Origin of the sequence: Kitasatospora sp. NPDC089913, assembly GCF_044748625.1 — a bacterium.
In the GTDB taxonomy this organism is placed as follows: domain Bacteria; phylum Actinomycetota; class Actinomycetes; order Streptomycetales; family Streptomycetaceae; genus Kitasatospora.
Window position 1 is genome coordinate 575,090 of record NZ_JBIVGI010000001.1, and the last position, 24,042, is coordinate 599,131.

The 24,042-nt window shown below is 73.5% G+C and carries 17 protein-coding genes; 9 read left to right on the forward strand and 8 right to left on the reverse strand.

What is annotated here, in order from left to right; genetic code table 11:
* Positions 1-525: 525 nt before the first annotated feature.
* Together gltB and ACIPYS_RS02600 are read left to right on the forward strand one after the other, a co-directional pair.
* Entirely contained in the window at positions 526-5,127 is a 4,602-nt protein-coding gene (gene gltB, locus ACIPYS_RS02595; protein WP_400742841.1) for a glutamate synthase large subunit, read from the forward strand.
* On the forward strand, positions 5,120-6,580 hold the full coding sequence (locus tag ACIPYS_RS02600) for a glutamate synthase subunit beta (protein ID WP_093862414.1): 1,461 nt from the start codon (positions 5,120-5,122) through the stop codon (positions 6,578-6,580). The genes gltB and ACIPYS_RS02600 overlap by 8 nt, the downstream gene beginning before the upstream one ends.
* A gap of 147 nt (positions 6,581-6,727) precedes the next feature.
* On the opposite strand, the gene ACIPYS_RS02605 is transcribed toward ACIPYS_RS02600, so the two are convergent.
* Complete coding sequence (locus tag ACIPYS_RS02605) at positions 6,728-7,654, reverse strand: hypothetical protein (RefSeq protein WP_400742142.1); 927 nt, start codon at positions 7,652-7,654, stop codon at positions 6,728-6,730.
* 301 nt (positions 7,655-7,955) lie between these two features.
* Between ACIPYS_RS02605 and ACIPYS_RS02610 the strand changes: the two genes are divergently transcribed.
* The 3 genes from ACIPYS_RS02610 to ACIPYS_RS02620 all read left to right on the forward strand — a co-directional run bounded on the left by ACIPYS_RS02610 (position 7,956) and on the right by ACIPYS_RS02620 (position 11,325).
* A complete protein-coding gene (locus tag ACIPYS_RS02610; RefSeq protein WP_093862416.1) occupies positions 7,956-8,822 on the forward strand; it encodes a helix-turn-helix transcriptional regulator in 867 nt (288 codons plus the stop codon).
* Between the two features lie 89 nt (positions 8,823-8,911).
* Complete coding sequence (locus tag ACIPYS_RS02615) at positions 8,912-10,369, forward strand: aldehyde dehydrogenase family protein (protein WP_093862417.1); 1,458 nt, start codon at positions 8,912-8,914, stop codon at positions 10,367-10,369.
* Between the two features lie 83 nt (positions 10,370-10,452).
* On the forward strand, positions 10,453-11,325 hold the full coding sequence (locus ACIPYS_RS02620) for an SAM-dependent methyltransferase (RefSeq protein WP_400742148.1): 873 nt from the start codon (positions 10,453-10,455) through the stop codon (positions 11,323-11,325).
* Here ACIPYS_RS02620 and ACIPYS_RS02625 read toward each other — a convergent pair.
* From ACIPYS_RS02625 to ACIPYS_RS02635, 3 genes are read right to left on the reverse strand one after another with little or no spacing between them, the layout of a single operon-like run.
* Positions 11,319-11,882: a Uma2 family endonuclease gene (locus ACIPYS_RS02625; RefSeq protein ID WP_400742151.1), complete on the reverse strand. Its 564-nt coding sequence runs from the start codon at positions 11,880-11,882 to the stop codon at positions 11,319-11,321. The genes ACIPYS_RS02620 and ACIPYS_RS02625 overlap by 7 nt on opposite strands.
* Positions 11,883-11,939: 57 nt before the next feature.
* Positions 11,940-12,872, reverse strand: coding sequence for an AraC family transcriptional regulator (locus ACIPYS_RS02630; protein ID WP_093862434.1), 933 nt, complete (start codon positions 12,870-12,872; stop codon positions 11,940-11,942).
* 44 nt (positions 12,873-12,916) lie between these two features.
* The gene (locus ACIPYS_RS02635) at positions 12,917-13,843 is read right to left on the reverse strand and encodes an NADP-dependent oxidoreductase (protein ID WP_093862435.1); all 927 of its coding nucleotides are present in this window, start codon (positions 13,841-13,843) and stop codon (positions 12,917-12,919) included.
* 275 nt (positions 13,844-14,118) lie between these two features.
* Between ACIPYS_RS02635 and ACIPYS_RS02640 the strand changes: the two genes are divergently transcribed.
* Together ACIPYS_RS02640 and ACIPYS_RS02645 are read left to right on the forward strand one after the other, a co-directional pair.
* On the forward strand, positions 14,119-14,964 hold the full coding sequence (locus tag ACIPYS_RS02640; RefSeq protein WP_400742156.1) for a MerR family transcriptional regulator: 846 nt from the start codon (positions 14,119-14,121) through the stop codon (positions 14,962-14,964).
* The gene (locus tag ACIPYS_RS02645) at positions 14,961-15,953 is read left to right on the forward strand and encodes a BtrH N-terminal domain-containing protein (protein WP_400742159.1); all 993 of its coding nucleotides are present in this window, start codon (positions 14,961-14,963) and stop codon (positions 15,951-15,953) included. The genes ACIPYS_RS02640 and ACIPYS_RS02645 overlap by 4 nt, the downstream gene beginning before the upstream one ends.
* Positions 15,954-16,029: 76 nt before the next feature.
* Here the strand turns inward: ACIPYS_RS02645 and ACIPYS_RS02650 are convergent, their stop codons facing one another.
* The 3 genes from ACIPYS_RS02650 to ACIPYS_RS02660 form a co-directional block, all read right to left on the reverse strand.
* On the reverse strand, positions 16,030-16,455 hold the full coding sequence (locus ACIPYS_RS02650; protein WP_400742162.1) for a hypothetical protein: 426 nt from the start codon (positions 16,453-16,455) through the stop codon (positions 16,030-16,032).
* 166 nt (positions 16,456-16,621) lie between these two features.
* Positions 16,622-18,448 carry a bifunctional UDP-sugar hydrolase/5'-nucleotidase gene (locus ACIPYS_RS02655; protein ID WP_093862438.1) on the reverse strand — a complete coding sequence of 609 codons (1,827 nt, stop codon included), beginning with the start codon at positions 18,446-18,448 and terminating at the stop codon, positions 16,622-16,624.
* A gap of 304 nt (positions 18,449-18,752) precedes the next feature.
* Positions 18,753-19,430, reverse strand: coding sequence for a response regulator transcription factor (locus ACIPYS_RS02660; RefSeq protein ID WP_231978866.1), 678 nt, complete (start codon positions 19,428-19,430; stop codon positions 18,753-18,755).
* Between the two features lie 644 nt (positions 19,431-20,074).
* Here ACIPYS_RS02660 and ACIPYS_RS02665 point away from each other — a divergent pair.
* Positions 20,075-23,227 (forward strand): AAA family ATPase, encoded by a 3,153-nt coding sequence (locus ACIPYS_RS02665; protein WP_400742165.1) that lies wholly within the window; start codon positions 20,075-20,077, stop codon positions 23,225-23,227.
* A 149-nt stretch (positions 23,228-23,376) separates the two neighbouring features.
* Here the strand turns inward: ACIPYS_RS02665 and ACIPYS_RS02670 are convergent, their stop codons facing one another.
* On the reverse strand, positions 23,377-23,517 hold the full coding sequence (locus ACIPYS_RS02670; RefSeq protein WP_159425019.1) for a hypothetical protein: 141 nt from the start codon (positions 23,515-23,517) through the stop codon (positions 23,377-23,379).
* A gap of 10 nt (positions 23,518-23,527) precedes the next feature.
* Here ACIPYS_RS02670 and ACIPYS_RS02675 point away from each other — a divergent pair, with 10 nt between their 5' ends.
* Positions 23,528-24,010: a hypothetical protein gene (locus tag ACIPYS_RS02675; RefSeq protein ID WP_400742170.1), complete on the forward strand. Its 483-nt coding sequence runs from the start codon at positions 23,528-23,530 to the stop codon at positions 24,008-24,010.
* The last annotated feature ends 32 nt before the right edge of the window (positions 24,011-24,042 follow it).

Genomic DNA, 24,042 nt, shown 5'->3' on the forward strand with positions numbered 1-24,042 from the left:
AGGGCCGGGCCGGGACCGGGGGCGGAGTCGGGTCGGGCCCGGTCGGGGGCGGGAGCGGCGGCGGGGCCGGGGGAGCGGGGTCGGGGGGAGCGGGGCCGGTCGGTGGGAGGACGGCACGCTGTGCTGTTGCATGGTTATGCATTCCCCTGGGTGACATTGCGCACATGAAGCTCCGGCTCCGCCTGGCTTGTCTCAGTATTCGAGCCGATCGGGCCGAGGAATCGCATCTGCCGATCGAGTGTGGGAATGGATTCGCAGGCGCCCTTGGCCAACACCCGTGGCGGGCGGATGTCGCCCCTGTTTCAGGCGGTCGACGGCCGGGCACAATCGTCAGGGCGTGCGGCGCGGCACGCCCTCCCGCAGCACCCGTGACCTGCGGATCCGTCCCGCGATGTGGACGAGGTATCCCGCTTCCCGGGATGTTCGGCATCATGTAACTTGCACGAAATCGCATCAGGGCCAACGTCGTCCCTACTGCACCAGCCTCCAAAGACGACGACGGGAGAGCCGATGCTGTCTGCATCCATGCACTCCGCCAACGAGCCCCAGGCCGGCGCCGCCCGCCCGCCGTACGCGCTCGTTCCGGATGCGCGACCTGCTGCTCAGGGCCTGTACGACCCGCGGAACGAGCACGACGCCTGTGGCGTCGGATTCGTCGCCACGCTGACCGGCATCGCCGACCACACCGTCGTCGAGCAGGCACTGACCGTGCTGCGCAACCTGGAGCACCGCGGCGCCACCGGCGCCGAGCCGGACTCCGGTGACGGCGCCGGCATCCTCACCCAGATCCCCGACGCCTTCCTGCGCGCCAAGGTCGACTTCGACCTCCCGGCCGCCGGCTCCTACGCGGTCGGCATCGCCTTCCTGCCCGACGCCGACGACCAGGACGCCGCCGCCGTCGCGCGGATCGAGGCCATCGCGGCCGAGGAGGACCTGACCGTCCTCGGCTGGCGCGACGTCCCGGTCACTCCGGACCTGCTGGGCGCCACCGCCCGCGGCGTCATGCCCCGGTTCCGCCAGCTGTTCCTCGGCGCCGCGGACCTGAGCGGCATCGAGCTCGACCGGATCGCCTTCGTGGTCCGCAAGCGCTCCGAGCGCGAGGCCGGGGTCTACTTCCCGTCGCTGTCCGCGCGCACCATCGTCTACAAGGGCATGCTGACCACCGGCCAGCTGGAGCCCTTCTTCCCCGACCTGTCGGACCGGCTCTACGCCTCCGCGCTCGGCCTGGTGCACTCGCGGTTCTCCACCAACACCTTCCCGAGCTGGCCGCTCGCCCACCCGTACCGCTTCGTCGCGCACAACGGCGAGATCAACACGGTCAAGGGCAACCGGAACTGGATGACCGCCCGGGAGTCCCAGCTCGCCACCGACCTGATCCCCGCCAACCGCAACGGCCAGGGCCTGGAGCGGATCTTCCCGGTCTGCACCCCGGACCACTCCGACTCGGCCTCCTTCGACGAGGTCCTGGAGCTGCTCCACCTCGGCGGCCGTTCGCTGCCGCACGCGGTGCTGATGATGATCCCCGAGGCGTGGGAGAACCACGTCACGATGGACCCGGCCCGCCGCGCCTTCTACCAGTACCACTCCAACCTGATGGAGCCCTGGGACGGCCCGGCCTGCGTCACCTTCACCGACGGCACGCAGATCGGCGCCGTGCTGGACCGCAACGGCCTGCGCCCCGCCCGCTACTGGATCACCGAGGACGGCCTGGTCGTCCTCTCCTCCGAGGTCGGCGTGCTCGACATCGAGCAGACCCGGGTGGTCAAGAAGGGCCGGCTGCAGCCCGGCCGGATGTTCCTCGTCGACACCGCCGAGCACCGGATCGTCGAGGACGAGGAGATCAAGTCGGCGCTGGCCGCCGAGCACCCCTACGCGGAGTGGGTCGAGGGCGGGCAGATCGAGCTCGCCAGGCTCCCCGAGCGCGAGCACATCGCGCACACCCACGCCTCCGTCACCCGCCGCCAGCAGACCTTCGGCTACACCGAGGAGGAGCTGCGGGTCGTCCTGGCCCCGATGGCGAAGACCGGCGCCGAGGCGCTCGGCTCGATGGGCACCGACTCGCCGATCGCCGCGCTGAGCGAGAAGCCGCGACTGCTGTTCGACTACTTCGTGCAGCTCTTCGCGCAGGTCACCAACCCGCCGCTGGACGCCATCCGCGAGGAGCTCGTCACCTCGCTGCTGTCCAACCTCGGCCCCGAGGGCAACCTGCTGGCAGCCGAGGCCGCCTCCTGCCGCTCGGTCGGCATCACCTTCCCGGTGATCGACAACGACGAGCTGGCCAAGCTGGTCCACATCAACGCGGACGGCGACCAGCCCGGCCTCAAGGCCGTCACCCTGTCCGGCCTGTACCGGGTCGCCACCGGCGGCGAAGGCCTGGCCGCCCGGCTCGCCGCCATCGCCAGCGAGGCGGACGCGGCGATCGCCGACGGCGCCCGGATCATCGTGCTCTCCGACCGGCACTCCGACGCCGAGCACGCCCCGATCCCCTCGCTGCTGCTCACCTCCGCGATCCACCACCACCTGATCCGCACCAAGCAGCGCACCCGGGTGTCGCTGCTGGTCGAGGCCGGCGACGTGCGCGAGGTGCACCACGTCGCGCTGCTGATCGGCTACGGCGCCGGCGCGGTCAACCCGTACCTGGCCATGGAGTCGGTCGAGGACCTCGTCGCCCAGGGCACCTTCCTGACCGGTGTCGAGGCCGACAAGGCGATCAAGAACCTGATCAAGGCGCTCGGCAAGGGCGTGCTCAAGGTGATGTCCAAGATGGGCATCTCCACCGTCGCCTCCTACCGCGGCGCGCAGGTCTTCGAGGCCATCGGCCTCGCCCAGGAGCTGGTCGACGCCTACTTCGCCGGCACCACCAGCAAGCTCGGCGGCATCGGCCTGGACGAGGTCGCCCGGGAGACCGCCGCCCGGCACGCCAAGGCGTACCCGGCCTCCGGCATCCCGGCCGCGCACCGCGCCCTGGAGATCGGCGGCGAGTACCAGTGGCGCCGCGAGGGCGAACCGCACCTGTTCGACCCGGACACCGTCTTCCGGCTGCAGCACTCCACCCGCAACCGCCGGTACGACATCTTCAAGCAGTACACGGACCGGGTGAACGAGCAGTCCGAGCGGCTGATGACGCTGCGCGGCCTGTTCAAGCTCGACGGGCTCGGCCGCACCCCGGTGCCGCTCGAGGAGGTCGAGCCGGTCTCCGAGATCGTCAAGCGGTTCTCCACCGGCGCCATGTCGTACGGCTCGATCTCGCTCGAGGCGCACGAGACGCTGGCGATCGCGATGAACCGGCTCGGCGCCAAGTCCAACACCGGTGAGGGCGGGGAGGACCCGGACCGCCTGTACGACCCGGAGCGCCGCTCGGCGATCAAGCAGGTCGCCTCCGGCCGCTTCGGCGTCACCTCCGAGTACCTGGTCAACGCCGACGACATCCAGATCAAGATGGCCCAGGGCGCCAAGCCCGGCGAGGGCGGCCAGCTGCCCGGTCACAAGGTCTACCCGTGGGTCGCCAAGACCCGGCACTCCACCCCGGGTGTCGGTCTGATCTCGCCGCCGCCGCACCACGACATCTACTCGATCGAGGACCTGGCGCAGCTGATCCACGACCTCAAGAACGCCAACCCCGAGGCCCGCATCCACGTGAAGCTGGTCTCCGAGGTCGGCGTCGGCACGGTCGCGGCCGGCGTCTCCAAGGCGCACGCGGACGTCGTGCTGGTCTCCGGCCACGACGGCGGCACCGGCGCCTCGCCGCTGACCTCGCTCAAGCACGCGGGCGGCCCCTGGGAGCTCGGCCTCGCCGAGACCCAGCAGACCCTGCTGCTGAACGGCCTGCGCGACCGGATCGTGGTGCAGACCGACGGCCAGCTGAAGACCGGCCGCGACGTGGTGATCGCCGCGCTGCTGGGCGCCGAGGAGTTCGGCTTCGCGACCGCCCCGCTGGTGGTCTCCGGCTGCATCATGATGCGCGTCTGCCACCTGGACACCTGCCCGGTCGGCGTCGCCACCCAGAACCCGGTGCTGCGCGAGCGCTTCTCCGGCAAGCCGGAGTTCGTGGTCAACTTCTTCGAGTTCATCGCCGAGGAGGTCCGGGAGATCCTGGCCGGCCTGGGCTTCCGCTCGATCGAGGAGGCCGTCGGCCACGCCGAGCACATCGACGCCGAGGCCGCGGTCGACCACTGGAAGGCCGCCGGGCTCGACCTGGCCCCGCTGTTCCACGTCCCGGAGCTGCCCGAGGGCGCGGCGCTGCACCGCACCACCACGCAGGACCACGCGCTGGACAAGGCCCTGGACAACCAGCTGATCGACCTGGCCCAGGACGCCCTGGAGAACGGCGACGCCGTCCGCATCCAGCTGCCGATCCGCAACGTCAACCGGACCGTCGGCACCATGCTCGGCCACCACGTGACCAAGCGGTACCGCGGCGAGGGCCTGCCCGAGGGCACCATCGACGTCACCTTCACCGGTTCGGCCGGCCAGTCCTTCGGCGCCTTCGTGCCGCGCGGCGTGACGCTGCGGCTGGAGGGCGACGCCAACGACTACGTCGGCAAGGGCCTGTCCGGCGGCGTGCTCGTGGTCCGCCCGGCCCGCGACGCGGCGGCCATCGGCAACGACGCGCAGAACCACGTCATCGCCGGCAACACCATCGGCTACGGCGCCACCAGCGGCCGGATCCACCTGCGCGGCAAGGCCGGCGAGCGGTTCGCCGTCCGCAACTCGGGTGCCACCCTGGTCGTCGAGGGCGTGGGCGACCACGGCCTGGAGTACATGACCGGCGGCCGGGTCGTCATCCTCGGCGAGACCGGACGCAACCTGGCGGCCGGCATGTCCGGCGGCGTCGCCTACGTGCTGGACCTGCGCCCGGCGAACGTCAACAGCGGCATGGTGGGCATCGAGGCCCCCGGCGCGGCCGACCGCGAATGGCTGCGCGAGACCGTGCAGCAGCACTACGAGGAGACCGGCTCCACCGTCGCGGCCGAACTCCTGGCGGACTGGGGCAGCGGGGTCTCCCGCTTCTCCACGATCATGCCGACCGACTACAAGGCAGTGCTCGCCGCCAAGGACGCCGCTGAGCGCGATGGCCTCTCCGAGGCCGAGACCACTCGCAAGATGATGGAGGCGGCACATGGCTGACCCCAAGGGCTTCCTGACCACGCCCAAGCAGCTCGCCGAGCGGCGTCCCGTGGACGTGCGCATCCGGGACTGGAACGAGGTCTACGTCGAGCGCAGCCTGCTGCCGATCATCACCAAGCAGGCCGGCCGCTGCATGGACTGCGGCATCCCGTTCTGCCACAACGGCTGCCCGCTCGGGAACCTCATCCCCGAGTGGAACGACCTCGCCTACCGGGACGACTGGTCCGGCGCGATCGAGCGGCTGCACGCGACCAACAACTTCCCGGAGTTCACCGGGCGGCTCTGCCCGGCGCCCTGCGAGTCGGCCTGCGTGCTCGGCATCAACCAGGACGCGGTGACCATCAAGAACGTCGAGGTCACCATCATCGACAAGGCCTGGGACCGCGGCGGGGTCACCCCGCAGGTGCCGGAGCGGCTGTCCGGCAAGACGGTCGCCGTGGTCGGCTCCGGCCCGGCCGGGCTGGCCGCCGCCCAGCAGCTCACCCGGGCCGGGCACACCGTCGTGGTGTACGAGCGGGCCGACCGGATCGGCGGACTGCTGCGCTACGGCATCCCCGAGTTCAAGATGGAGAAGCGCCACATCAACCGCCGCGTCGAGCAGATGCGCGCGGAGGGCACCCGGTTCCGCACCGGCGTGCACGTGGGCGAGGACATCACCGGGCAGCAGCTTCGCGAGCGCTTCGACGCGGTCGTCGTGGCCGCCGGCGCCACCACCGCCCGTGACCTGCCGGTGCCCGGGCGCGAGCTCAAGGGCGTCCACCAGGCGATGGAGTACCTGCCGCTGGCCAACAAGGTGCAGGAGGGCGACTTCGTCGAGCCGCCGATCAGCGCCAAGGGCAAGCACGTCGTGGTCATCGGCGGCGGCGACACCGGCGCGGACTGCGTCGGCACCGCCCACCGGCAGGGGGCGCTCTCGGTCACCCAGCTGGAGATCATGCCGCGGCCGGGCGAGGAGCGGCCGGCCGGCCAGCCGTGGCCGACCATGCCGATGACCTACAAGGTCACCTCCGCGCACGAGGAGGGCGGCGAGCGGATCTACTCCGTCTCCACCACCCACTTCAGTGGCGACGAGGACGGCAACGTCCAGGAGCTGCACCTGGTCGAGGTGGAGTTCAAGGACGGGAAGTTCGAGCAGGTGCCGGGCAGCGAGCGGGCGATCCCGGCGCAGCTGGTCACCCTGGCGATGGGCTTCACCGGCACGGACGTCCGCAACGGTCTGGTCGAGCAGCTGGGCGTGGACCTCGACGCACGCGGTAATGTGTCCCGGGACGCGAAGTTCGCCACCAATGTCGATGGCGTCTACGTCTGCGGCGATGCCGGCCGTGGCCAGTCGCTGATCGTCTGGGCCATCGCGGAGGGCCGCTCGGCCGCCGCGGCGGTCGACACCTACTTGGGCGGCAAGACCCCGCTGCCCGCACCGATCCGGCCGACGGACCGCCCTCTGGTGGTCTGATCCGGTCCAGGTAGCCCGGCGCCGCATTCGCCGGGTCGTACCGAGCCGCACCCCGTCAGCGTCGCCGGGCCACCGCGGTCCCTGGCGCCTGCCCACATCCCCGACCAGTTTGGGGGCAGGCGCCGTTCGCGTGCCCGGGGGCGGTTCTCAGCCCTCCGGGACGAGTTCGGGGAACAGGACGGGGCGCCCGGCGAGGTTGAGCACCACCCGGTCGCCTAGGGGGCGGGTGAAGGCGAACCGGGGGTACTGGGCGTTGCTGGGCTCCGGGCAGGTCCTCGGGCGGCCGGTCGTGCGGCCGATCAGCACCAGGACGTCGGCGGTCGCGTACACCTCGCCCGGCCGTGCGTCGGCGCAGTTCTCCGGCCTGACCATGCCCTCCAGCCACTGCTCCTCCTCGGAAGCGAGGACGACATCGGTCACGCCGGCGGGAAGGTCCGCGTCCTCGACGCTGTAGTCGATGAACGGCGCCTGCGACTGCACGGCGGCCACCGCGTAGGGGTGGTCGAGGCCCGCGAACACGAACTCCCAGACCGGTGCCGTGACCGTCCCGCGACTGGTGCGCTGGCGGCGGGTGGAGGGTCGGACGGCCGTGACGGTGAGCCGGGTGTCGCAGGGTTCGTTACGGCAGCCGTCGCGGTACCTGATGCGGTCCTCGTAGACGGTACGCGGGTCGGTCAGCGGCAGGGCCGTGGACGTCCCGTCCGGGAAGGAGACCGTCCCGGTGCCGGAGAACGGCGGGAAGTCGGCGGCGAGGTCGATCCGGCCGTCGAGGAAGGCCGCGAAGGCTCCGTCGTCGGAGGTGAAGTCCTCCGGCAGCCAGGTCTCGCCGCCCAGGGCCGGGTAGTAGCCGGTGCGCCAGATCCGCTCGGCCTCGGAGCCGGGCCAGGCCTCCGCCACCCGGCGGGCCCGGTCCATGACCTCGGCGGTGAGGGGCGGGGCGTCGGCCTGCTCCGGGACGGCCTGCTCCGGGACGGCGGGCGCGGCCGCGGGTGCGCGGGAGGGTTCGCCGGGGACGGCGGCGAGCACGGACAGCACGGCGAGCAGGAGCGCGGCGGTGGGCAGTCGTCTCAGCACACCGTGGGGGACGTTCGGTCGCGCGCTCGGGTTCCGTCAACTGTTGTCGGTTCCGGCCGAGTTGTGGTCGACCTACGGGTGGTGGCGGGGGTTGGGGATGTGCACGGCGGCGGCGGGGGACTAGAGTGCGTTCCGGGGAGCTACGGTTCGGCTACCGCGCGTATCCGGACGCTGCTCGTCCGGGCGGCCCCGAGGGGGCGGAAGATCCCGATGAGGGCGTTCCGAGGACTGTTGTTCGTCGGTCCCTGGTGGAAGACTGCGGCCACGGCCGGGGGGCTGCTGACGTGCGGAGGTTGAGGCGATGAGTGCGACTCAGGCGGGTGGCGGTGCCACGGTGCGGCGTCTGCTGCTGGGGTCGCAGCTGCGACGGCTCCGGGAGGCCCGCGGGGTCAGCCGGGAGGAGGCCGGGTACTCGATCCGGGCCTCCGAGTCGAAGATCAGCCGGATGGAGCTCGGCCGGGTCGGCTTCAAGGAGCGCGACGTCGCCGATCTGCTGACCCTGTACGGGGTCGACGCGGAGCCGGAACGGGCCTCGGTGCTCGGGCTGGTCCGGGCCGCCAACGCGACCTCCTGGTGGCACGGGTACGGGGACGTCCTGCCGGGCTGGTTCCAGAACTACCTCGGCCTGGAGGAGGCCGCCACCGAGATCCGCAGCTACGAGGTCCAGTTCGTCCACGGGCTGCTGCAGACCGCCGACTACGCGCGGGCGGTGATCACCCACGGCGGCCATGTGACCGAACCGGCCGAGATCGAGCGCCGGGTGGAGGTGCGGCTCAAGCGGCAGCACGTGCTGGGCGCCGAGCGGGCGCCGCGGCTGGTCGCGGTGCTGGACGAGGCCGCGCTGCGCCGCCCCTGGGGCGGTCAGCAGGTGATGCGGGCGCAGATCGACCGCCTGCTGGAGCTGACCGAACGCCCGAACGTGGTGCTCCAGGTGATGCCGCTGGGCTTCGGCGGGCTGCGCGCGGAGGGCGGGGCGTTCTCGGTGCTGGCCTTCGACGAGCAGGAACTGCCGGACATCGTCTACCTGGAGCAGTTCACCACCGCCCTCTACCTCGACAGGCCGGCCGAGGTCGCCGAGTACGCGGGGGCGATGGACGGTCTGGTGGCGGACAGCCTTTCCCCTGAGCGGACACGAGAAGTTCTCCGCTCCGTACGCCAAGAGCTGTAGCAGGTAAGTACGATGAGCCCCGATCAGTTCTGATCGCGAACGACCGTTGGAGAATCGCGGGCGTTCCCGAACGGTATGAGAGGGATCGGATGTCGTACCTTTCCGAGTTGGCGCTGCAGTACATCGACGGCGAGTGGCGCGAGGGCAGCGGCTCCTGGGACATCGTCGACGTCGACCCCTTCACCGGGGACAAGCTCGCGAGCATCACCGTGGCCACCGTCGACGAGGTCGACCAGGCCTACCGGGCCGCGGCGACGGCGCAGAAGGAATGGGCGGCCACCAACCCCTACACCCGGCGGCTGGTCTTCGAGCGCGCGCTGCGGATCCTGGAGGACCGCGAGCAGGAGATCACCCGGGACATCATGGCCGAGCTCGGCGGCACCGCCGTCAAGGCCTGGTTCGAACTCTCCCTCACCAAGGACATGCTGCGCGAGGCGATGCAGCTGTCCCTGCGGGCCGAGGGACGGCTGCTGCCCTCGCCGGTGGACGGCAAGGAGAACCGGCTCTACCGGCTGCCGGTCGGCGTCGTCGGGGTGATCAGCCCGTTCAACTTCCCGCTGTTCCTGTCGATGAAGGCCGTCGCCCCGGCGCTGGCGCTCGGCAACGGCGTGGTGCTCAAGCCGCACCAGGAGACCCCGGTGGTCGGCGGCACCCTGATCGCCAAGATCTTCGAGGAGGCCGGACTTCCGGCCGGCCTGCTGAACGTCGTGATCACCGACATCGCCGAGATCGGTGACGCGTTCATCGAGCACCCGCTCGCCAAGGTGATCTCCTTCACCGGCTCCGACAAGGTCGGTCGGCACGTCGCCACCGTCGCGGCCTCCCACTTCAAGCGGACCGTGCTGGAGCTCGGCGGCAACAGCGCGCTGATCGTGCTGGACGACGCCGACATCGACTACGCCGTGGACGCGGCCGTGTTCAGCCGCTTCGTGCACCAGGGCCAGGTCTGCATGGCCGCCAACCGGGTGCTCGTCGACCGCAGCGTCGCCGAGGAGTTCACCCGGAAATTCGTCGCCAAGGTCGCCACCCTGAAGGTCGGCGACCCGAGGGACCCGGCCACCCACATCGGCCCGCTGATCAACCCGGTCCAGGCCGACGCGATCTCCGCACAGGTGGACCAGGCCGTCGCCGACGGCGCGACCGCGCTGCTGCGCGGCACCACCGTCGGCAGCCTGATGGACCCGGTCGTGCTCGGCGGCCTGCCCGCCGGCGCGCCGATCCTGCAGCGCGAGCTGTTCGGCCCGGTGGTGCTGGTGGTCGAGTTCGACGGCGAGGACGAGGCGGTGCGGATAGCCAACGACACGCCGTTCGGGCTCAGCGGCGCGGTGCACACCGCCGACGTCGAGCGCGGGGTGCGGGTGGCGCAGCGGATCGAGACCGGCATGATCCACGTCAACGACGGGACCATCGCGGACGAGCCCGTGGTGCCGTTCGGCGGCGAGAAGAACTCGGGCGTCGGCCGGCTGAACGGCGAGTCCACGGTGGACGCCTTCACCACGGTGAAGTGGATCTCGATCCAGCACGGGCGCAGCCGCTTCCCGTTCTGAGCGGCTCCGGGGACCCGGCCGGCCCGCTGGAGGGCCGGCCGGGCCCCGTTCTCCGGTGTCCGACGGATCGAAGGGGTGGCCGGGTGACCGGGTTTCAGGAGATCGGCCGGGAGTGGCTCGCCGGGGACGGCGCGGACGGTGACGGGGCGGACGGTGCGCGGCCGCCCGCCGATCTGCGTCCCGAAGTCCCGCACCCCGCCCGGATGTACGACTACTACATCGGCGGCAAGGACAATTTCCCGGCCGACCGCGAGGCCGCCGAGAAGGTGCTCGCGATCAGCCCGATGGTGCGGATCAGCGCCCTCGCCAACCGGGCGTTCCTCGGCCGCGCGGTGCGGCACCTGGCCGAGGACGGCATCCGCCGGTTCGTCGACATCGGCACCGGCATCCCGAGCGCCGGGAACACCCACGAGGTCGCCCAGCGGGTGCGGCCCGACGCCCGGGTGGTGTACCTCGACAACGACCCGATCGTGCTGGTGCACGGCCGCGCGCTGCTGAGCGGCAGCACCCCGCAGAGCACCGCGGTGGTCCGGGCCGATCTGCGCGACCCGGCGGGGATCCTGGCCGCCCCGGAGGTCCGGCAGGCCCTGGACTCCGGCGAACCGGTCGGGCTGCTGCTGGTCGCGGTGCTGCACTTCGTCGACGAGCAGGACGACCCCTGCGGCATCGTGCGCACCCTGGTGGACGCCCTGCCGCCCGGCAGCCGGCTCGTGCTCTCCCACGGCACCCTGGACTTCACCCCCACCGCCGACGCCGCTCGCGGCCCGGCCGTCTACCGCAGTGCCTCCGCCCAGCTCACCATGCGCTCGCGCGAACAGGTGCTGCGCTTCTTCGACGGTCTGGAGCTCACCGACCCCGGCCTGGTCACCGCCCCGATGTGGCGCCCCGACGCCCCCGAGCAGCCCACCGACTCCCAGGTCGGCATCTGGGCGGGCGTGGCGGAGAAGCTTCAGTAGCGGAGCAGTTCGGCGGTCTCCAGCTCGAAGGCGAAGGGTGCCGGGATCGGCACCGCGTCGCCGAACTTCCCGGCCCACCGGCGGTGATAGGTGCCGCCGCCGGGTTCGGAGTGCAGGGCGAGGGTGCCCTCGCGCGGGTCGATCACCAGGTAGAGCGGGATGCCCATCTGCGGGTAGTCGCGGACCTTGCCGACCAGGTCGTTCTCCGGGTTGGAGGGGGAAACGATCTCGACGGCGATCACGGCGAGTTCGGCGGGGACCTGGTTGCCGCCGAGCTCGACGGCGGCGAGGGGGATGTAGGTCAGGTCGGGGTTGCGGAGCTTGCCGGTGTGGGGAGAGCCGAGGTCGGTGTTCTCGCTGGGCATCAGATCCTTCGGGCGACGGGCATCGAACTGCTCGCGGACGAGTAGCAGATTGCGTTGGTGGATCACCGATGGCCCGGCCATCATGATGATCTCGTCGCCCGACACCTCGATCTTCCAGCCCGACGGTGGGGTCAGGGTCCGGGCGTAGGCCAGCAGCTGGGCGTGCCGTTCGGGGATCCGGAACTCGCTCATGGGGCCATCCTCCCACCCTGCCCGCGCTCCGGTGTGGTGTTGCGTCGGCGCCCGGCCTCAGGCGGTGCGGGCCTCGCGGCGGTAGCCGCCCGGGGCGAGGCCGAACTCGCGTTTGAAGGCCTTGGCGAAGGCGTACTCCGAGCCGTAGCCGGTCTTCGCGGCGACGGCGGTGAGCGGGGCCTCGGACTCGCGCAGCAGCCGGGCCGCCGTGGTCATCCGCCAGCGGGTCAGGTACGCCATCGGCGGCTCGCCGACCAGGGCGGTGAAGCGGCGGGCGAAGGCCGCCCGGGAGAGGCCGGCCCTGGTGGCCAGCGACTCCACCGTCCACGGCGTGGACGGCGCCTCGTGGATCGCGGTGAGCGCCGGTGCCACCGCCGCGTCGCCGAGCGCCGCCGCCCAGCCGGCCGCGGTGGCGGGCGGCTGCTCCTCGAACCAGGCCCGCAGGATGTACAGCAGCAGCGAGTCGATCAGCGCCGGCACGATGCCGGCCGAACCGATCCGCGGGTTCTCCAGTTCGGCGCCGAGGAGCTGGACCGCGGCGCTCAGTTCGGGGTGGCGGCCGTGCCGGGTCTGCAGGTGGACGATCTCCGGCAGTTGCCGCACCAGCGGGTGCGGGCGCGCCTGGTCGAGGTGGTAGTTGCCGCACAGCAGGCTGGTGCGCGGCCCGTCCCCGCCGACGGTGACGGTGCCGATCGGCAGGCTCGGCCGGAACTGCGAGGGCTGCTCGGGGAGTGCCGGGGTGTCCGGCCGGTCGGCGAGGACGTGGCCCCGGCCGTCCCGCAGGAAGACCACGTCCCCCGGGCTGAGCGCTATCGGCCCGGCCGTGTCGTCCTCCAGCGGCACCAGCCAGCAGGTGCCGTAGAGGACGACGTGGAACCCGGCGCCGGCGACCGGGGGCAGCCGCAGTCCCCACGGGGCCCGGCCCTCGGTGCGGACGGAGGCGGGCTGCCCCGTCCGCATCGAACCCAGCGCCTCGGTCAGGATGTCCATGCCGCCTCCCCCGGTCGGTACGTTCTCCACCGGAACCCTACGGCTCAGGCGACGGTGAGGACGATCTTGCCCTGGGTGCGGCCGGTGGCGATCAGCTCGTGCGCCTTGCCGGCCTCCTCCAGCGGGAAGGTCTCGGCGATGTGCGGCCGGATCCGGCCCTCCTCGACCAGCCGGGCGATCGCCTCCAGCGAGGCGTAGTCCGGCTCCACCGAGACACCGGCGAACCGCCGTCCGGCGGCCTCGACCTCGGCGGCCAGCGCGGTGTTCCAGTGCTCCATGATCGAGACCAGCACGCCGCCCTCGCGCAGCACCTCCAGCGAGGCGGTGCCCTGCGAGGAGGAGTCGAGCACCACGTCCACCTGGCCGACCGCCGCCAGGAAGCCCTCGGTGCGGTAGTCGATCACCTCGTCCGCGCCCAGGCCGCGCACGAAGTCGTGCTTCGGCTCGCTCGCCAGGGCGATCACGTACGCGCCGCGGGCCTTGGCGATCTGGACGGCGAGGTGACCGACGCCGCCGGCCGCACGGTGGATCAGCACCCGCTGCCCCTCGGACAGGCCCGCCGCGTCCACCAGGCCCTGCCAGGCGGTGAGCGCGGCCAGCGGCAGTGCGGCGGCCTCGACGTGGTTCAGCGCGGCGGGCTTGCGGGCCACCTGGCGGGACGGCACCGCGACGTACTCGGCGTAGCCGGTGGCGGCCCGGGGGAAGAACGGCAGGCCAAACACCTCGTCACCGGCCTTGAACCGGGCTCCCGGACCGGCCACCTCGACGACGCCGGAGATGTCCCAGCCGACGCCGAAGGGCGGCTCGCCGAGCAGCGGGTAGGCGCCCGAACGGACCGCCACGTCCACCGGGTTGACGCCGCTGGCGTGGACGCGGACGAGCACCTCGCCGCCGCGCGGGACGGGCCGGTCGGTCTCGACGACCTCCAGGACCTCGGGGCCGCCGACGGACTTCTGGACAACTGCGCGCACGGGACTGCTCCTTCTCGGGACGGTGCACCGCTCTCGGTGACGTGATCAACGGTAGGCAGGCCCGGCGCGCGGCTGAATATCCTGCGGTCTCGGGAAGATGTCCCAGCGTCTCGCCGGCCGGTCGTCCCGGCGTTCCGCCCGCCGGTCGTCCTGACGTCCCGCCGGCCGGTCGTCCCGGCGTCCCCCCTGCCAGGCGGCCGACCGCGGTGGACCCCCCCCGCCGGGCGGCCGACCGCGGTGGACCCTCCCGCGGCGGGAGGGTCCACCATGGCGGCGTGCGCGAACAGGACGAACTCCTCACCATCGGGCGCTTCGCCCGGCTCTGCCGGCTGAGCGTCAAACAGCTCCGCCACTACGACGACAGCGGGCTGCTGCCGCCGACCCGGGTCGACCCCGTCACCGGCTACCGCTACTACGCCGCCGACCGGGCCCGCGACGCCCTGACCGTCGCCCTGCTGCGTGAACTCGACGTGCCGCTCGCGGTGATCGCCGCGACCCTGGCCGCCGACGGGGCGGACCGGGCGCGGTTGCTGCGCGCCGAACGCGACCGGGTCGCCGAACGGATCACCCGGGACCGGGCCCGGCTGGAACTGCTGGAACGGCTCGCGGACGGCGGCGGGCTGCCCGACTACCAGGTCGCCGACGACCGGGAGCCGGAACGGCGGCTGGCCGTCGTCCGGGCCGTGGCCGGGCCGGCCGGGCTGGGCGAGCGGGTCGGCGAGTGCGTCGGCAGGCTGCTGGCACAACTGGACGGGGTGCCGTGGCGGCCGCCGCTGTGGGGGCTGTTCCCGCTGGACCTCGGGGAGGGGATGCGGATCGCGGTGGGGGCCGAGGTGCCGCCGCTCCCGGTCGCTCCGGAGGTGCCGCCGGGGCCGGAGCGGACGGTCCTGCCGGGCGGTCCGGCCCTGTCGGTCGTGCACCACGGTCCGTACACCCGGCTTCCGCTGGCCTACCACGCGTTGCTGGCGGCGGTGCACGAGCGCGGACTGCGGCCGGTGCCGCCGGTTCGCGAGGCGTACCTGGTCGGTCCGGGCGAGGCCGCGGCGGAGGAGTGGACGACCAGGGTGGTCGTCCGGGTCGAGGAGAGGGCGGAGAACGGGACGTGGGGGAGCGGATCATGACGGAACCGGACCGGGACGCGGACCGGGGCGTGGGCGGCGGCGCACACTGCGAGACGACGACGCTGGGCGTGCTGCTGCGGCACGAGGGCATCGAGCTGTCGGAGCCGATGCTGTTCGGGCTCGGTGCCGGGCTGTCGTTCGTCTACTGGGACGGCAAGGGGCTGGACTTCCCCTTCCTCGGCGGCCGGACCAAGCCGTTCGGGCCGACCCGGGCCGTGGCCGCCCGGCTCGGCCTGGAGCTGGACGTCCGGGAGACCGGCTCGGCCCGCCGGGCCTGGCAGAACGCGGCCGACGGGCTCGCCGCCGGCCGCCCGGTCGGGCTCCAGCTCGACAGCTACCACCTGGAGTACTTCAGCTCGAAGGTGCACTTCGGCGGCCACACGGTCGCGTTGGTCGGCCACGACGCGCACGACGCCCACCTGGTGGACACCGCGCAGCAGGGCGGCGCCGTCCGCACCAGTCTGGCCTCGCTCGCGGCGGCGCGCGCCGAACGCGGCCCGATGACCGCCCGCAACCGCTCCTTCACCCTCGCCCGGCGCGGCGAACTCCCCGAACCGCGCGAGCTGCTGGCACCGGCGCTGGCCGACTGCGCGGAGGCGTTCCTGCACCCGCCGATCGCCAACCTCGGCCACCGCGGGATCGCCAGGGCCGCCGCCCTGGTGCCGGGCTGGCTGACCCGCGCCACCGATCCCGGCCGCCAACTGCCCCAGGCCGCCCGGATGATGGAGCTGGCGGGCACCGGTGGCGCACTGTTCCGCAACCTGTACCGGGACTTCCTCGGCGAGTGCGCCGAGCTGCTCGACGACGCCCGGGTGCGGGCCGCCCGCGACCGCTACGCCGAGGCGGCGGCCGGCTGGACGGAGGTGGCCGCCCTGGTCGCCGCGGCGGGGGAGAGCGGGGACGCGGCGCATCTGGCCCGGGCCGGCGCGCTGCTGGCGGAGCTGGCCCGGATCGAGCGGGAGGCCATGACGGGGCTGCTCGCGCCGTAGGGCACCGGCCCGGGGCCGGTGCGCGGGTCGCAGCGGCCCGGCCCGGCCCGGGCGCCGGTGCGCGGGCCGTGGCGGCTCACAGGTCGCCGATGCGGACGAGAGGGGCGCCGGACCGCCGACAGCGCCACCAGGCCCGCTCGGCGTCGTCCGGGTCCGCGGCCGGAACCAGCAGGTGGACGTGGCCGGGGCAGGTCGGCCACTGGAGGAACTCGTAGCCGGTGACGTGGTCCTGCACCTGCTCGGCGACGAGCGCGGTGAGCGGCCCGGGCGGCAGGTAGGGGTCCACTTCGAGGGTGTAGCACAGGCCCCGGGCGCTGCCGAGGCCGAGCAGGAACCCGGACCAGGGTTCCTCGGAGAGCTCCCAGCGGACGCCGTCCGGCAGTCGGGCGCCGGCGGGCAGCTGCCGCAGGTCCCGTCCGACGCGGGCGCAGGGGACGTGGAACTCGGCCGGCACGTCGGCCGGGGGCGGGGCGTCCAGGGGCCAGGAGGCGATGGTCCGCATACCGGCCAGGTTACCGGCGGGCGAGAGGGCGGGCGGGCGGGCGAGCGGGCGAGCGGGCGGGCAGGCGGGCGGGGGAGGGGGCGGAGGAGGGGAACAGCCCCCGGGGTACGGGCCCCGGGGGCTGTTCGGTCGTGCGGGCCGGGCTGCCGGCCCCGGGCCGGGTCGGTCAGAAGACCGGGCTGCCGGCCCGGACCAGGCGCCAGGACTCGGCGGCGAAGTCGGCCGGGTCGATGACGCCCTTCTCCTTCACCCAGGCGATCATCGCGTTGCGGATCTCGTCCGAGTTGGCCCACACCTTCTGGGCGGCCGCGACGTGCGGGAAGTTGCCGCCGCCGTTGGCGCGGTAGTTGTTCACCGCGAGGACGAACTGGGCGGTGGGGTCGATCGGACGGCCCTCGAAGGCGAGGCCGACGATCCGCGAGCCGACCGGCTGGGCGATGTCGATGTCGTACGAAACGCCGTACACCGAGTCGTAGTTGTAGTCCGGGGTGTTCTGGGCGTTGGTCAGGGTGGCCTTGTCGACCGGCGCGCCCGGGGCGAGCTGGTTGTAGTACTTGGCCGAGAACTCCAGGTAGTCCTTGATCTGGGCGCCCGTCAGGATGCGGGCCTCCAGGGTGTTCTCGTAGATGTACAGACCGGCCGCGTCGCGCAGCTTGACCTGGCCGGCCGGGATGACGGCGCTGCGGTTGAACGGCGCGGCCTGGGCGAGCACCGGCAGCTTGGCGTACTGGCCGCCGGCCAGCGCGGCGCGCACCACGTCGGCCTGGACCCGGCCGATGAGGTCGATGATCGGGGTGTCCCTGAACGGCGCCTCGGCGATGGACAGCTCGGTCCTGGCGGTGCCGATGACCTGGTTGACGTACTCGACGACCTTCTTGTGCTGCTCGGTCATCAGGCCGACGATCTCCGGGTCCTCCGGCACGGTGTTGGAGTTCAGCACCCGGGAGGAGAGCGAGACGACCTTCCACGCGCCGCCGTCGAGCTCGACCTCGAAGTCGAAGCAGGTCAGCCGCTGGCCCCAGCACAGCGGCTCGGACAGCACGACGGTCTTCCCGGTCTCCTTGTTGACGACCAGGCGCTGCGGGATCTCCTTGTGGGCGTGGCCCACCAGGACGGCGTCGATGCCGGGCACCTGCTCGGCCAGCGCGACCGAGACGTTCTCCCCCCAGGGCAGCTGGTCGCCGTAGGAGGTGGCCTCGTCCATGCCGGAGTGGCAGGCGACCACGACGACGTCCGCGCCGGCGGCCCTGACCTTCGGCACCCAGACCCTCGCCGTCTCGACGATGCCCGGGAACGTCATCTTCCCGGCGACGTTCGCCTTGTCCCAGATCGCGATGCCCGGGTTGGTCAGACCGACGATGCCGACCTTGAGGGCCGGGCCGCCGCCCAGCTTGACCTTGCGGATCACGTAGGGCGGGAAGGCCGGCTTGTCGTTGCGGGCGTTCAGCGCGTTGGCGCCGAGCAGCGGGAAGTCCAGCTGCTCCTCGTAGGCGCGCAGGGTGTCGATGCCGTAGTTGAACTCGTGGTTGCCGAGCGCGGCGGCGGTGTACTCCATGGTGTTCATGGCGAGCGCCATCGGGTGCTCGGGCGCGGTGTCGGCCTCGGTGGCGATCGGCTCGATCCGGGCGTAGTAGTAGGTCAGCTGGGTGCCCTGGATGGTGTCACCGGCGTCGATGAGCAGGCAGCGGTCCCAGCCCTTCTCCTCGCGGACCTGCTTGGCCAGCGTGGAGATCTTGGCGAGGCCGACCTCGTTGTGCGCCTTGTCGGCGTAGACGGCGTCGGTGAAGTAGTCCCAGTTGAGCACCCGGCCGTGGAGGTCGGTGGTGCCCATGACGGTGAAGGCCTGGCGCTTGGTCCGGCCCTTGGCGCGGGCCTCGTCCGGTCCGGCCGCGGCCGCCGGGCCGGCGGCGGCGAGGGCGCCGCCGCTCACGAGGGCGGCTCCTGCGGCGGTGGCGGCGGACCGGGTGACGAAGTCACGGCGGTTCAGGGGCATGGACGACTCTCCCGGTGGGGACGGCGGCAACGGACCGTCAACGACGGCCGGGAGCACCGCCGGTGTCGGCGGGGCAGGCGCGTTGACGCGCGTAGAAGTACGCGCGCAGCAGTCTGCCGTGCGCTCCCCTCCGGCGGATAGCCCCCGGACCTTTCCAACAGGTGAGATCTTGGCGACTCGTTCGTGACCCGGGCGGGCGGGTACGGTACCCGCCCGCCCCGGTCACGGCACAGCCCCGCCGCAGTGCCGGCGGAGCCCCGCCGCAGGTCCGGCGCGGCCCCGCCGCGCTGCCGCGGCAGCTCCGCTAGATGTAGCCCTCGCGCACCGCGTGGGCCACCGCGTGCGCCCGGTTGCGCAGTTGCAGCCGCGTCGTCAGACCGTGCAGCACGTTCTTCACGGTCCGCTCGGAGTACGACAGCCGGGCCGCGATCTCCCCGGTGTCCCAGCCCTCGGCGACCAGCCGCAGCACGTCCGACTCACGCTCCGACAGACCCGTCGGTGCCTGGCCCGGCATGCCCTGGACGGACCGCTGCAGCCGCCCCACCTGGGCGATCAGGCGCCCCTGGAGATCGGCCGGCAGATCGCCGTCACCCCGGGCGGCGGCGAGCACCGCCCGGCCGAGCCGCTCCGGCGTCGCCTCCCGCCGCCACAGGATCGCCGCCACCCCGCACTCGACGGCCTCCATCAGCTCGGTCTCGCGCAGCCGCTCGACCACCAGCACCACCCGCTGCCCGGCGCCGCGGACCAGCCGGCGCAGGGCCGCCGTCGCGGCCGCGTCGGCGGACTCGGCAACCAGCACGGTGACCGTGCCCGGACCCGCGGAACCGCTCGGGTCGACCACCGCCACCCCGGGGAAACGGCGCAGCTGCGCCTCGGCCCCCGCACGGGACAGCGGATCGGCGGCCTGGACGGCGACCGGCACCGTCGAACTGCGGGCGCCCGCCGCGACCGCCGCCCGCCCGGCCCCGGCCGCACCGCGCACGGCCACGACGGCCTGGGGGTGGACGGACGCCGCGGCGCTGCCGACGGCATGGGTGTTCGTGGTGACCGAGCGGGACGCCGACGGGCGCTGCGGCGGGACCGCACGGGTGGCGGACGCCGACCCGGACAACCCCGCCGCCGTACCCCGGCGGTCGTACTCGGTGTGCAGAACAGTCAAATCTGGCCCCCTCCTGGAGAAGCCGGCCCGGCCACCCGGCGGACCCCGAACGTCAGGGCGTGGCGCCCCACCCGGGCTGGCCGACCGTTGTCGACGGCGATCCGGCAGCGCTGCCCGTGCCCCGGAATCAACCACCATGCTTCCCGCCCGGGCAGGCCCCCGGCCATCGTGGTCCACCACGAGATCGGGCCCGCCGACCGGTCCCCGCCGATCGGGGGGAGGCAACGCTTTCCGACCCCCAGGTGGTCTGGAACATGGGAGAGGTGCATCGAAGAGGCCGCCGGACACCGCAAAACCGACAAATCGGGAGGCCGTGGCGGTCCGGTCGAGAAACCGGCCCCCGGGGCGGAAACCTGACTCGCCAGTAACACGTGGTTAGGACGTCAAGCCGTTTACCCGGTAGAACGACAGGGTGTGCCCGTTCGGACACCGACGAAGACCCGGGAAGGGCAAAGAGGAGCACCTGAATGAGCACCGCCACGTCCACCCGCCTCGTGGACCGCGAACCGCAGCTGCGGCTGATCACCGACCGGGCCGCCGACGCCCGCCGCGGCACCGGCCACGTCCTGCTGCTCACCGGCGCCGTCGGCACCGGCCGCACCGCACTCCTCGCCGAGGCCGCCCGCCGGGCCGCCGCCGACGGCACCACCGTGCTCCGGGCCCGCTGCTCCGCCGAGGAGACCACCACCCCCTACGCGGCCGCCCGCCAGCTCTTCGACACCGGCCCGACCCCCGCCGGCCCCTACGTCCACACCGCCTGGACCCCCCGCACAGCGTCCACCGCCCCCACCGAGACGCCCGCCGACGGCACCGGACCCGACACCGCCGAATCCACCCTCTGGTCCCTCCTCCGACTGCACGGCACCCACCACCCGCTGCTCCTCGCGATCGACGACATCCACCTCGCCGACGAACCCTCCCGCCGCTGGCTGCGCCAGGTCGCCCGCCGCATCGACCGCCTGCCCGCCCTGCTGATCGCCACCGAACCCCGACAGGCCACCCTCACCGGCCGGACCGACCGCTTCGCCCGCGACCTGCCGCCCGAACTCGCCACCACCCTGCGCCTCGCCCCGCTCGGCACCCCGGCGGCCGTCCAGCTCGCCGGACAGCGGCTCGGACCCGGCACACCTCCCACCCTCGCCGCCGACTGCGCCCGCGCCACCGGCGGCAACCCGCTGCTGCTCACCGCACTGCTCGCCGACCTCGCGGCGACCGACGACAGGCACGACAGGCACGACAGGCACGACAAGCACGACAGGCACGACAGCCCGCACGGGAACCCGGCCGACACCGCCCCACCCGCCGCAACGCTCCCCCCGACCCTCCCCGAGCAGTGCGGCGCCCTCCCCGGCGGCGCCTTCGCCGAAGCCGTCGAAACCTGGCTGCACGGCGCCGGCGAACACGCCGTCACCGCCGCCCGCGTCCTCGCCCGGATGCGCGAACACCCCGCCGCCGACACCACCCCCACCCCCGGCACCCCGCCCCTGGACCCCGTCCCCCTGCTCGCCCACCTCGCCGCCGCCGACCCCGGCCGCCTCACCGGCTGGCTCGCCGACCTCACCGCCCACCACCACCTCGACACCCCCGACACCGGCCACTGGCCCCGCTTCGCCCACCCCCTGCTCGCCGACGCCGTCCTCTCCGGCCACGCCCCCGGACACCGCGCCGACGTCCACCTCGCCGCCGCCGAGCACCTCCACCACGCCGGCGCCCCCGACGAACTCGTCGCCGGCCACCTCCTGCTCACCCCCGCCCCCGCCCCCCACTGGGCCGCCGACACCCTGCGCCGCGCCGCCCGCGCCGCCGCCGACACCGACCGCCCCGCCGACGCCGTCGCCCTGCTGCGCCGCGTCCTCGCCGAACCCCTCAGCGACCGCCGCCGCGGACTGCTGCTCTCCGAACTCGGCAGCCTCGAAGTCACCCTCGGCCCCGCCGAACGCACCGTGGGACTGCGCCACCTCGCCGAAGCCGTCCACCTCCAGCAGACCGACGAAGGCGTCTTCCGCGCCGCCGGCACCCTCGGCGCCGTCCTCGCCACCCGCGGCGACACCGCCGCCGCCATCGAACTCATGGACGAACTGGCCCACCGGTTCGCCGACCAGGACGACGTCCTGCACGCCGTCCAGGCCGCCACCGCCCAGATCGCCGCCCACGACGGCCGCAGCTGGCTCCAGGTCGTCGAAGGACTCCAACGCCTCGCCACCCGCACCCCGCACCGCCTCGCACCGCCCGCCTACGCGCTGCTCACCGAATTCGACGCCACCAGCGGCCTGCTCGCCGCCACCGAGGTCGCCGAACGCGTCCACGAACTCGAAGCCTCCCCCGTCGACCCGCTCTGCCGCTCCTACCTGCTGATCTCCCTCGCCACCCTCTCCCAGTGGGCCGACCTGCTCGACGAGGCCGACGAACTGGCCGTCCGCGGCCTCTCCCACTTCCGCGGCGGCCCCCTCGACCCCGGCTACCAGTGCCTGCTCAGCGTCCGCGCCGAGGCCAGGATCATGCGCGGCGAGTACCAGGCCCTGCTGGAGGACTACGCCCTCACCGCCCCCGGCTCCTCCGCCGGCCCCACGACCACCGGCCAGGCACCCGCCCGCACCACCCACCCGGCCACCCCCTGGGGCCCGCCCGGACTGCCCCGACTGCCCGCCTGGAGCGCCCCCGTCGCCCCGACCGCCCCGACGGCACCGGTCGCCGGGACCGAGCAGACCGCCCAGACCGCGCCCGAAGCCCGCACCGCCGCCGGGGACACCACCCCCGCCCGCTACGCCGAACTCCTCGGCCAGCAGAACGCCCACCTCGTCGCCCAGGCCGTCATCGCCCTCGTCGAGACCGGCCGGCTCTGGCAGGCCCACGGCCTCGCCCGCGCCGTCGCCGCCGACCGCGCCCGCGACTCCTGGGAATGGAACGAATACCTCTACGCCCGCGGCCTGCTCCGACTCGCCTCCGGCGAACCCGCCGAAGCCCTCGCCGACCTCCTCGAATGCGGCCGCCGCCAGGGCGAACGCCAGGTCCACAGCCCCATCGTCACCCCCTGGCGCTCCGCCGCCGCCGAATGCCACCTCCAACTCGGCGCCCCCGGCCCGGCCGTCACCCTCGCCGAGGAAGAACTCCGCCTCGCCCGGATCTGGGGCACCCCGCGCACCGTCGGCCGCGCCCTGCGCGCCCTCGCCGCAGCCACCGGCGGACGGCACGGCCTCGACCTCGCCACCGAAGCCGTCCAACTGCTGCGCACCGCCGAGATCGACACCGAACTCGTCCCCGCCCTCATCACCTACGGCCGACTGCTCGGCGACGGCGGCCGACGCGGCGCCGCCCGGCGGGCCCTGCGCGAGGCCGCCGGACGCGCCGAACGCCTCGGCGCCGTCCGGCAGCGCTCCGCCGCACTGGAGGCGCTGCGGGCCTCCGGCGCACGCGTCGGCCGCGGCGACCACGCCGGGGCGGAGGCACTCACCGACAGCGAACTGCGGATCTGCCGGCTCGCCGCCGCCGGGCACTCCAACGCCGAGATCGCCGCCATGCTCCACCTCGCGGTACGGACGGTGGAGACCCACCTCACCAACAGCTTCCGCAAACTGGGGGTGCGGCGGCGGCTCGAACTCCCCGGCGCGCTGGAAGCCTGACGGGACCGACGGGCGGACGGGCGGACGGGCGGACGGACGGGCGGACGGGCGTGCGGACGGACGGACGGACGGACGGGCAGGCGGGCGGGGAACGCGAACGGCCCCGGTCCACGGGGGACCGGGGCCGTACAACCGCTGCCTCGACGCCGTCAGGCCGCCGGAACCAGGGCCGCCATCTCGTCCACCGCCCGCGCCAACTCGGCCGCCGGGTCGGCCCCGTCCACCGCCCACGGCTGCCACGTCAACGCCCGCAGATAACCGTCCACCGCCAGCGGCAGCCGCCGCCGCACGATCGGCTCCGTGGTCGGCCCCGGACCGGCGCTGCGCAGCCGCTCCAGCAACCCCGGCACGTTCGCCGACGGCGGCAACGGCGCCGAACCCACGAACGCCGCCAACTCCTCCAACTGGGGCCAGAGCACCGACGGGACCGGAGGCCGCGAGGACGCCTCCGCCGCCGGCCGCGCGGCCCGCGCGGCCACAGGAGCCAACGGCCGAGTACGGCGCGCCGTACCCAACGGGAACTCCCGCTCGGCCGGCACAGGCCCCGACACCCCGGAACCCACCGACCCGGACACACTCCCCCCGCTCGACGGATCGTCCGGCGGGTCGTCCGGAGAAGTCGGCGGCTTCGGCGGCCTCGAAGGCCCCGGCGGGTCCGGACGCGGCCACAGGGTCACCGTCGCCACGTACGGCCCCGCCACCAGCAGCGCCGACAACGCCACCGGACTCTGCAACGCGATCGACGCCACCACCCCGACCACCGCCGCCCCGCTCGCCACATAATGCCGGGCAGAGGTCAGATACACCCACACCCG

Bases quoted from the DNA above. Each gene is read 5' to 3' on its own strand.
- ACIPYS_RS02655 (WP_093862438.1), bottom strand. From the start codon at position 18,448: ATGCCCCTGAACCGCCGTGACTTCGTCACCCGGTCCGCCGCCACCGCC.
- ACIPYS_RS02615 (WP_093862417.1), top strand. From the start codon at position 8,912: ATGTCGTACCTTTCCGAGTTGGCGCTGCAGTACATCGACGGCGAGTGG.
- ACIPYS_RS02610 (WP_093862416.1), top strand. From the start codon at position 7,956: ATGAGTGCGACTCAGGCGGGTGGCGGTGCCACGGTGCGGCGTCTGCTG.
- ACIPYS_RS02650 (WP_400742162.1), bottom strand. From the start codon at position 16,455: ATGCGGACCATCGCCTCCTGGCCCCTGGACGCCCCGCCCCCGGCCGAC.
- gltB (WP_400742841.1), top strand. From the start codon at position 526: ATGCACTCCGCCAACGAGCCCCAGGCCGGCGCCGCCCGCCCGCCGTAC.
- ACIPYS_RS02600 (WP_093862414.1), top strand. From the start codon at position 5,120: ATGGCTGACCCCAAGGGCTTCCTGACCACGCCCAAGCAGCTCGCCGAG.
- ACIPYS_RS02630 (WP_093862434.1), bottom strand. From the start codon at position 12,872: ATGGACATCCTGACCGAGGCGCTGGGTTCGATGCGGACGGGGCAGCCC.
- ACIPYS_RS02625 (WP_400742151.1), bottom strand. From the start codon at position 11,882: ATGAGCGAGTTCCGGATCCCCGAACGGCACGCCCAGCTGCTGGCCTAC.
- ACIPYS_RS02645 (WP_400742159.1), top strand. From the start codon at position 14,961: ATGACGGAACCGGACCGGGACGCGGACCGGGGCGTGGGCGGCGGCGCA.
- ACIPYS_RS02665 (WP_400742165.1), top strand. From the start codon at position 20,075: ATGAGCACCGCCACGTCCACCCGCCTCGTGGACCGCGAACCGCAGCTG.